We start from the raw sequence: 8,528 nt of genomic DNA, 5'->3' as shown, positions 1-8,528 counted from the left end.
CCCTGAGATGTAAACAGAGCCAACAATAATTATAATATGTACCTGAGGCTTTGAGTTTCTATCATGGCGTACTGACGATGAGTTGAAACCATTGATATTAAGAGTATTGATATTGTCTTTCAGAATCGCTATTCGGGCATTAGTATCTGATGCCCGAATAGCGAATTGTTTATCATACCGATAGCTGGTATCGGCGCCGGTGGAATGCCAGTCGGCCGTTCACATGCATCGAGAAATAAAATCATCACTGGTTGTACAATTACCTAATGCCGACAGCATTTTATCGTACAACCGTTCCTTGATTACGTCGCTCAAATAATTAAGGCACGTATCGTTTAAGCAGCGTTCAAGGAATACAGGTGCCCGCACGGAATGCTCGTTAGCCTGCCTTTTAAGCCATATAACTTCATAGGAAAAAATACGGTTTGACTTTGCCCAGCCCATCAGACTGGATGAGAGTGGACTCCATGTGATTTTAACGTCCGGGGTGGAGGAAATAACGTCGACATCAAATATCTTGCCTGCGTCATGTAAAAGCCAACAAATAAAGGCTGCATAAAGATAATGACCTTTTCGGATCTGTTCTTCATCCTGTAGACCAATGGGGGGCAATTCAGTGCTGTACGCAAATTTTAAAGCGAGGAAAGCCGTCTCTAAACTGTTCGTTAGTAGTTCCCCTGTACCGGCATGGTGATGGTTTTCAGACGCAGGTAAAAGATGTATCCAGCATGTATATTACATCAATGGCTTAATGACCAGATTAGTGAAGGTACAGGCCTTCTCACTCAGGTCTGAATTTGGCAGACCGATATACCTATTGATTTACTGTAACCGGTTTGCATGTACGGATAAAATCGCACACTCTGAAAATAACGTTATACACGCAGGCTTACTTGGATAATCACGGTATATTTGCACATCCTTGATAGGCGTGTGCGGGATATCGTACTCATCATCTGTATCAAAGATAATGTCGTGGTCATACACTCCAAAGAGGGAGTCCCTGATTTTAAAAAAAAGCCCAGATATAATACTTATATCAACCTGTGAGTTATTGTGCCGAAACAGGAGTGGCAGAAGATTGTGTTTTGTCAGATGGCTTGCCAGAGCCTGCCACTTCCTCTGGTTTTAATGTCTGCTCACTGCCAGTATCAGCTGAAATGTCAATGTAACCGGACTGAGCAAGGGCCTTCGGTTCGAGACTGGCAATATAAAGTTCCACCGATTTAAACCGCTTAATGCTCTGGATGAATGGTAATATGTCGTATTTTCCATTCACACGATTTTCAGCGTTCAGTATTTTAGTAATCTTGTCCATAGCAACCTGCAGTGAGCTCAGGAGTTGCAGGATAATTCGGTCATGAACCTGTTGTGATAACTGACCGCATAACCACAACTGGTGTGCCTGACGAGTCAGGACGTTGGCGGTCTGGATAATATCCAGCAATTTATAGAACAATGGGTGGTTCCAGCGAATTTCAAATATACCATAGTCAAACCCTTCGTATGATGAATCATCCAGAAGTAGTCTGGCGAAATTTTTGTCAATCTGCTCATTGAGGGTATTTACATTACCCGTCAGTTCATCGTAAACACCGGAGAGCCATTTCTGAACTTTAGTGCTTGTCGCCTGGTCACCTTCTACCAGGCGTAAAATATTATAAATTGCATTGGAGATGGCGTTAAACTGGCGCAGGCAGGCTCTGTTTTTTTCATGAAAGTGTGTATAGAAATCACTTGAAAGTGGCTTTAATTTTGAAATGACCACCCCTAAAGCAAGGTTATTTCCAGCGTTTCGTTGATTACGCGGTTCAGTTTTTGGGGATGCGTTGCCAGCCATTATATTAACCTCTTCAGTTTTTCCAGTCTTTTGATGTCGGCCAGTTTTCGTTGATGGTATTCCGCGAGTAGTTCACGGATTGGTTTAATTTTTTTCTGTTTCCTGGATCATCTCCAGTTCCCAGTCCAGGGTATTTTTAAAACAACTAACGCTGTAACCTACGAGTTTAGGTTTAACAACCACGCCATGATGTTTAATTTTGTTTTTGAACCTGGGCGAAAAATCTTTCCATACAATTGTCAGCTTTTGCGACGATCCAACCTTTCTCAGCACAGGAGAAAAACGACCGGATATAAATCTTCCCCCGTTTGCATACGTGGTCTGGGATATCAGTTGATTCCGCGCCTTCCAGGCCTCCCAGTATTCATCCAGAAATTTTGATGCCTCTGATTTCAGTAACTCGATATAGCGAACCGAGTTCTCGATAACGATTTCCTGATGTGCCGTAATTATCGGGTTCATATCAACTCCTCCAGCAACACAGACTACAGGAATCCAGAAAGAGTTCTCTAAACTAACAAGGGTGTTTGCATTTTTTTTTAAATTTTTTTGTGCTCATGTCGTTGGCAAAAAAATAACTTTCTTGTGAGCTCGTCCAACAACCTCTGCCTGTGGCCCGCACGGTGTGCGTTCCATCCCCGGAAAACCACTCCACGCAACCGTGGAGATGGGAAAAGTAACTTTTTTGCGAACCAGTAATAGGTACCCTTATACATAAGTAACTATTTGCAAAAAAAGTACTAATGAAAGTGTAGGCGTCCAGTCCTGCCATTAGTACCTTTCACAGGAAAAAGTACTAATGAAAATCTATCCTCATTAGTACTTTTTTGATGAAAAGGTACTAATGAAACCGAGCAAAACTCTGCAGTTTCTATAAAAAGAGCCTAATGTTATGAGTACCAGTACAAGGTAAAAGGACAGGGCTTTTTTATAATTTAGTATCTAATAATATTAGTGCTTGTTTTTTTTGGTAGTATCTCTGAGATGGCTTTGATATAATAACAGACCTCTAGTAATCGTATGTAGCGCGATTTAAAAGTACTCTGGAGAGCGTATGGACGTACAACCCAACGTACAGACTGACACGGTCATTAAGGCGTTTCTCCGCTCGGAGTTGCAGTTGATACGGAGTCAGAAAAAACTACTCAGTGTGTTGCCTCGTGATCTCGCGTCCGACTACCGCTATATACCGGAGAACCTGCTGGAGCGGTTTTTCCATCCTGCCACTGATGCGCGTCTAAATAGAATTGCCCTGTCAGAAGCCAGGCCAGGCAGCCTGCTAGTTCCCGTGTCAACGGGAAGCCTGTTTTATGGGGTGAGTTAATAAAATTAATCCTGGATGACTCTCAGTTACTGAAGTTTGAAACGTACGGCAGACCTTTTGACAGTACCGAGATGAAACCAAATGAGCCATGCGAATTATTGAGCGGGAAGCAGTCTGTTTATAAACCCGTCGATCTTGAGTTATTCAGGAAAAACATCGTCTCTATACAGATGAATTTCCTGGTCAATCTATGGAATCTGGCCAGATTTAAACCAGCTTATGTTAGGGCTTATTTGGCCCTGTCTAATGACGCTTTCATATGCTCCTCGATACAGAAATGTCCGCCTTTGTGGAGGTGACAAATGTGGTTCTCTTTCCCCGGTTTATAACCTATGATACCGGACGACGTGATCACAAAGTATATGCATGAGGTTACGAGATTATGGCTGATGTTCTGGAAGGTTTCATCCCCATGGTAAATATGGAAAACTTACGGTTCGAATTTTCTCTTAAAGATTCACATGAGAATCTTAAATTATTTTGGCGATGTCTGGATGTTATATAAGTTAACAGGCTTCACATCCTTGATATCGTAATTTGATTAAGGTTAATTCAGGTTGGAGAATAACAGTGTCCGAGCATGCTTCGCTAAAATTAAGTTTTCTGAAAACATGAAGTGGTTTTTCCTGCCGGTCGACAGAACAGGACCAGATATACGTTAAGGAGAATTCGGGTAATGGGCTTAAAAAAGAGCGAAGTAAGCTAGTTAAATAGTCTGGTAGTGCAATAAAGTTAGTAGAATTTGATGCCAATAAATATCCCATAATAGTTCTGCATGGTCGTAAAGTTGTCGATGGTTTGGAGTAGATAAAAGGGGCAAATACAAAAAAAAGGTAGGTAAATGGCTCGGTGAAAAATACGCCATGTTACTCTAAAGTGTCGTTGTGAACAATGCTATTCACATTTTCGGATATGACACGTAAAACCATACAGAATCAATAAGAGAAATGTATTTTAATATAATTGTTGATTTTTTAATAAATGCGGGTATACGCTGGAATACTACTCACCCAAAGTCAATAGGGCTGTTGAAATTCTCGGCGGGATACCGGAAGCTGACTATAAAGACTATTTCCTGCCATGTAAAAATCCCTTCAATCATGCACCGGACAGGTATTATTCCTGCCCAGCATGCAGTGCAAAAAAATGACAAGTTGCTATTATGCGTTATTCTTAGTCCGTTGTTCCCTTTGAATAAAAATAATTAAGAATACATGGAAAAGCAGCTTTACACACCGCAAGTATCATCTGCCATATCACTTTTGTATCGACGGGAATAACGAAGCCGTCAGATGAGAAGTTTATTTCATCTTTCAGACAGCATCCATAACCGCTTGCGTACGGTTTCTCCGGACCTTCATGTCCGTTGTGCCTCTTATTTACTCCTGCTTGACGTTCATACAGAGTCAAAAACTGGAGACCTTAAAAACCATTTCCTGATTGTATCCTGAAACTTGTTCAGGAACTTCCACCGTTAAAAATGACTACATGTCCATTCGAGAAAATCAGGTTTGAAAAAGAGCTGGGCGCTATGTTTTCAGCCAGCCCTGATACTGTCAGCATCCGTCTGGCCGAATACCTTTTGGGCCCATCCCGTTTTCTCCAGATGATAAAAACCTGACCGTAAGGCGAGAGTTGAGGAAATGCGGTGGTTCATATGATGTAGCAGGGAGACGTCAAAGGCGCCCATGTCAGGTTCACCCGCTGCGGTCATGCAGCGCACCATCCATTTGTTGAATGCGTTGCTGGTCATAATTAGCGCATATTCCAGCTCCGACAGCTCCGGGCAGCGATCCGACACCAGATGGCGGGAGGAAACGATCCGGCCGTCGTTGATATCGTCGTGATGGGGGTTAGCACTCTTTTCTGAAGTCATAACGATCCTTAGCAATGAATGTAAAATTATCAATAAAATAAGAATATTTTATTGATAATTTGTATGCATGTTGTTGAGGTAAAGATGTAGCTTTTTAGCGCAGGTTTACCAAACTTGACGAAAAACACAACATCGCTCGCCGCAAATTAAAAAAATAGCCGCTGGCGCGCAACGCTCACTTTCGATAGGGTAAACGTTATGGACGGTACTACACTGTTGCCGCTGATCGGGATACCGATCGTGGTTATTGGTTTTGCATTGCGCTTCAACCCGCTGCTGGTGGTCGTGGTAGCGGGGCTGGCGACGGGTTTGCTGGTCGGTATGGATTTCGGCATGCTGCTGGAAACCTTCGGTGAGAAGTTCGTGAACAGCCGTTCGCTGGCCACCTTCATTCTGATCCTACCGGTCATTGGTCTGCTGGAGTATTACGGGCTTAAGGAGCTCGCCCAGGCCTGGGTGGCGAAGATCGCTAGTGTCACTTCGGCGCGTATTCTGATGCTTTATTTTGTTGCGCGTGAAGCCACGGCCGGGCTGGGGCTGATGTCGTTGGGCGGCCATGTCCAGACGGTGCGTCCGCTGCTGGCCCCGATGGCCGAAGGAGCGGCGCTGAACGAATACGGCGAAGTCCCACAGCACATTCGCGACAAAATCAAAGCCCATGCCGCCGCGTGTGACAACATCGCAGTTTTCTTCGGAGAAGATATCTTTATTGCTTTTGGCGCAGTGCTGCTAATTGACGCGTTTCTGAAAGAGAACGGCATTCAGGGTATCGAACCGCTGCATATCGGCCTGTGGGCCATTCCAACCGCCATTGCGGCATTAATTATTCATATTACGCGCCTGCTGAGCCTCAATGCCAGCATCCGTCGAGACATCATGGCATGGCGAGCAGAGCAGAGGATGCAGGAGCCCACACAATGATGACGCTTATCACCATTAACCGTGTGTATTACCTGATTGGTTTTGTCGTGATGCTGCTGGTTGTCATGACCCTTCGCGATCGCGCCAATCCAAAGCGTTTTACAACCGCGTTGTTCTGGTTTTTGTTTGGCGGGATCTTCCTGTTTGGCGACCTGATGGTACAGGAACTCGGTAAATCCTTGGCGTACCGCATCATCGGCGGCGGCGTCATCGCTATCGCCCTGCTGGCGGGATTTAGCCTAGTCGGGATAGGGTACTATAGAATGTCCACCGAGGAGGCGCGAGTTGCCTCTTCGAACATACTCAAGAACTGACTGTTCCTGCCTGCGCTGATGATCCCGATGGTGACGGTTATCGGCACCCTGTTCCTGAAAGGGGTGTCGATCGGCGGCGTGTTCCTGCTCGATCAAAAACAGCTCACCCTGGCGGCGCTTTCCGTTGCCTGCGTTGCGGCGATCCTCACCGGCTGGTGGCTTACCAAAGGAACGCCGCTGCATGCTGTTCGTCAGTCTCGTCGTCTTGTCGATACTATCGGCTGGGCGGTGATCCTTCCGCAGATGCTGGCCATGCTTGGCGGGGTCTTTATGGTGGCAAACACGGGCGACTCGGTGCAAAAGGTAGTGAGCCTGTTTGTGAACCCGGATAACCGCTTCATGCTGGTGATCATTTACTGCGTGGGGATGGCACTGTTCACCATGATCATGGGCAATGCGTTTGCGGCCTTTCCGGTATTAAGTGCCGGTATCGCGTTGCCGTTTCTGATCAACGTTCATCACGTGAATCCGGCGCCTCTGTTAGCGTTTGGCATGTACGCGGGCTATTGCGGCACGCTGATGACGCCAATGGCCGCAAACTTCAACATCGTTCCCGCCGCTCTGCTGGAGCTGAAGGACAAATATCAGGTGATCAAAATCCAAATCCCGACCGCGTTAACCCTGCTGGTGGTGAACGTGTTCTTAATGTATTTCCTCGTGTTTCGCTAAGGAGCTGTCATGGAATTAACGCAAGATAAGGCTGACGCGTTTGCCCGCATTCCTTTGACCTATTTGCGCCTGGAAAAACCTCGTCTTTTTCAAAACATGAACCCTATTACAGCAAAGTTTCCAGCGAACAGCTTTGCATTCCGTCACGTGATACGTGGGACATTATCGTGGCGGTGGGCCGGGTTCTGGATAAAATCTGGAAAGACGGACATAACTATGCAAAGGCGGGTGTCATGCTCAACGATTTCCGTCACTGCGGAGTTACCCAGCTACCGTTATTTGATGAAGGGAGGTCGTATGCAAACAGTGACGCGCTCATGAACGTACTGGATACGATCAACAACTCAGGTAAAGGAAAGTATGGTTTGCCGGTCGGGGCATCGCACCGGCGTGGTCAATGAAGAGAGATATGCTCTCTCCAGCCTACACACCGAGGAGGGACTAGATACCGATGCTACACTCTGAGGCATCGCAATCAGGAGAAATTCCGTTCGTCTGCTGGTGGTTGATATTTGCTCTGTTATTGCCATTTGGGTATAATGTAAGGACCAAATGGAGGTTTGCTATGAAAACATTTAGTTTGTCCTCAACTCCAGCCAGACCACAGCGCCTCTGGCAGGTTGCCGGGTTAAATAATGCTGATGGCGTAGCGCTGCTGGGTCAAATCAATGAAGGCCTGGACGGGAAGGTGGCGAACCGGATCACTGACTGGGCCAGAATAACCCAAAATGACCTGAGAAAAATGTCCGGTATCCCGTCGACCACATTTAGCCGCAGTGTGAAGGCACGTTTTAACCCGGAACAAAGTGAACGTCTGGTCCGGATTATCCGCGTCATTGGTCGGGCGGTAGATTTGTTTGAAGGCGACAAGGAAGCCGCACAGAAGTGGTTGAACGAACCTAACCGGGCATTGAGCTGGAAAGTGCCAGCAGACCTGATGGCATCCGAGACAGGAGCGTATGAGGTCATTAAGCTGATTACGCGTCTGGAGCATGGGGTGTACTCGTGATCCTCTACAGGCTGACGAAAACCAAGTATCTTTCTACGGCCTGGACCGGATATGGTGCGAAAGAGGCTGGTGGGCGCTGGAATAGCGTGGGGGTGTCAATGGTATATGTCTCCGAAACGGCATCACTAACGATGCTGGAGACGCTGGTACACCTGCATGCGGCACAGATAATGGACTCTTTCACGCTACTGAGTATCGATGTGCCTGATGAACTGATCCAAAGCGCAAACATGGATGAATTACCGGGCAACTGGGCTGATGAGGATGCGCCTCAGGAACTGGCTGATTACGGAGATGCCTGGTCATTTACCAGGAGCTCGGTTGCACTGCGTGTTCCCTCAGCCTTATCGCCGGTGGAGTTCAATTATCTGTTAAATCCTGAGCACCCTGAGTTTTACGGGATTGTGCAGAAGGCTCAACAGATACCGTTCCGGTTTGATAGTCGTCTTAAACCTGACAGGAAGTGAAGCAAAGGAGGAGAGGGTGCTGTCATGATGCCTGGCGCTCCTGTCCGGTGTCACATAAAAAAGCCCGCCAGCGGCGCTGAGGGATCCCCATAAAACAGCGCTAATAAA

7 protein-coding genes and 3 pseudogenes are annotated in these 8,528 nt (G+C 46.4%); 6 read left to right on the top strand and 4 right to left on the bottom strand.

Going from position 1 to position 8,528, the window contains the following annotated elements; translation table 11 throughout:
• Nucleotides 1-219: 219 nt before the first annotated feature.
• The 3 genes from HMPREF3178_RS31800 to mobI form a co-directional block, all read right to left on the bottom strand.
• Nucleotides 220-723, bottom strand: coding sequence for a TraI domain-containing protein (locus HMPREF3178_RS31800; RefSeq protein WP_224244172.1), 504 nt, complete (start codon nucleotides 721-723; stop codon nucleotides 220-222).
• Nucleotides 724-1,051: 328 nt separating this feature from the next.
• Complete coding sequence (locus HMPREF3178_RS17650; protein WP_049102574.1) at nucleotides 1,052-1,840, bottom strand: hypothetical protein; 789 nt, start codon at nucleotides 1,838-1,840, stop codon at nucleotides 1,052-1,054.
• Between the two features lie 84 nt (nucleotides 1,841-1,924).
• A complete protein-coding gene (mobI, locus tag HMPREF3178_RS17645; protein WP_070585343.1) occupies nucleotides 1,925-2,302 on the bottom strand; it encodes a conjugative transfer protein MobI(A/C) in 378 nt (125 codons plus the stop codon).
• A 592-nt stretch (nucleotides 2,303-2,894) separates the two neighbouring features.
• Here mobI and HMPREF3178_RS31795 point away from each other — a divergent pair.
• Nucleotides 2,895-3,164 (top strand): hypothetical protein, encoded by a 270-nt coding sequence (locus HMPREF3178_RS31795; RefSeq protein ID WP_004117878.1) that lies wholly within the window; start codon nucleotides 2,895-2,897, stop codon nucleotides 3,162-3,164.
• Between the two features lie 1,645 nt (nucleotides 3,165-4,809).
• Here the strand turns inward: HMPREF3178_RS31795 and HMPREF3178_RS17635 are convergent.
• A pseudogene (locus HMPREF3178_RS17635) lies at nucleotides 4,810-5,040 on the bottom strand (hypothetical protein); the annotation flags it as partial.
• Between the two features lie 198 nt (nucleotides 5,041-5,238).
• Between HMPREF3178_RS17635 and HMPREF3178_RS17630 the strand changes: the two are divergent.
• The 5 genes and pseudogenes from HMPREF3178_RS17630 to HMPREF3178_RS17610 all read left to right on the top strand — a co-directional run bounded on the left by HMPREF3178_RS17630 (nucleotide 5,239) and on the right by HMPREF3178_RS17610 (nucleotide 8,420).
• Nucleotides 5,239-5,961 (top strand): DUF969 domain-containing protein, encoded by a 723-nt coding sequence (locus HMPREF3178_RS17630; protein WP_004117884.1) that lies wholly within the window; start codon nucleotides 5,239-5,241, stop codon nucleotides 5,959-5,961.
• Nucleotides 5,958-6,944, top strand: a pseudogene (locus HMPREF3178_RS17625) (DUF979 domain-containing protein). Before HMPREF3178_RS17630 ends, HMPREF3178_RS17625 begins: the two are co-directional and overlap by 4 nt.
• A gap of 74 nt (nucleotides 6,945-7,018) precedes the next feature.
• A pseudogene (locus HMPREF3178_RS31340) lies at nucleotides 7,019-7,389 on the top strand (DUF4113 domain-containing protein); the annotation flags it as partial.
• Nucleotides 7,390-7,509: 120 nt separating this feature from the next.
• Nucleotides 7,510-7,953: a type II RES/Xre toxin-antitoxin system antitoxin gene (locus tag HMPREF3178_RS17615; RefSeq protein ID WP_070585341.1), complete on the top strand. Its 444-nt coding sequence runs from the start codon at nucleotides 7,510-7,512 to the stop codon at nucleotides 7,951-7,953.
• Complete coding sequence (locus tag HMPREF3178_RS17610; protein ID WP_004026354.1) at nucleotides 7,950-8,420, top strand: RES family NAD+ phosphorylase; 471 nt, start codon at nucleotides 7,950-7,952, stop codon at nucleotides 8,418-8,420. The genes HMPREF3178_RS17615 and HMPREF3178_RS17610 overlap by 4 nt, the downstream gene beginning before the upstream one ends.
• Nucleotides 8,421-8,528 lie beyond the last annotated feature (108 nt).

The sequence above is a fragment of the Klebsiella sp. HMSC09D12 genome (assembly GCF_001808475.1).
Lineage (GTDB): Bacteria > Pseudomonadota > Gammaproteobacteria > Enterobacterales > Enterobacteriaceae > Klebsiella > Klebsiella oxytoca.
The sequence above is the reverse complement of the archived record's forward strand: the minus strand, read 5'-3'. Positions and strand labels throughout refer to the sequence as shown.

Excerpts from the sequence above, each read along its gene's own strand:
- HMPREF3178_RS17650 (WP_049102574.1), bottom strand. The coding sequence starts at position 1,840 with ATGGCTGGCAACGCATCCCCAAAAACTGAACCGCGTAATCAACGAAAC.
- HMPREF3178_RS17615 (WP_070585341.1), top strand. The coding sequence starts at position 7,510 with ATGAAAACATTTAGTTTGTCCTCAACTCCAGCCAGACCACAGCGCCTC.
- HMPREF3178_RS31795 (WP_004117878.1), top strand. The coding sequence starts at position 2,895 with ATGGACGTACAACCCAACGTACAGACTGACACGGTCATTAAGGCGTTT.
- HMPREF3178_RS17630 (WP_004117884.1), top strand. The coding sequence starts at position 5,239 with ATGGACGGTACTACACTGTTGCCGCTGATCGGGATACCGATCGTGGTT.
- mobI (WP_070585343.1), bottom strand. The coding sequence starts at position 2,302 with ATGAACCCGATAATTACGGCACATCAGGAAATCGTTATCGAGAACTCG.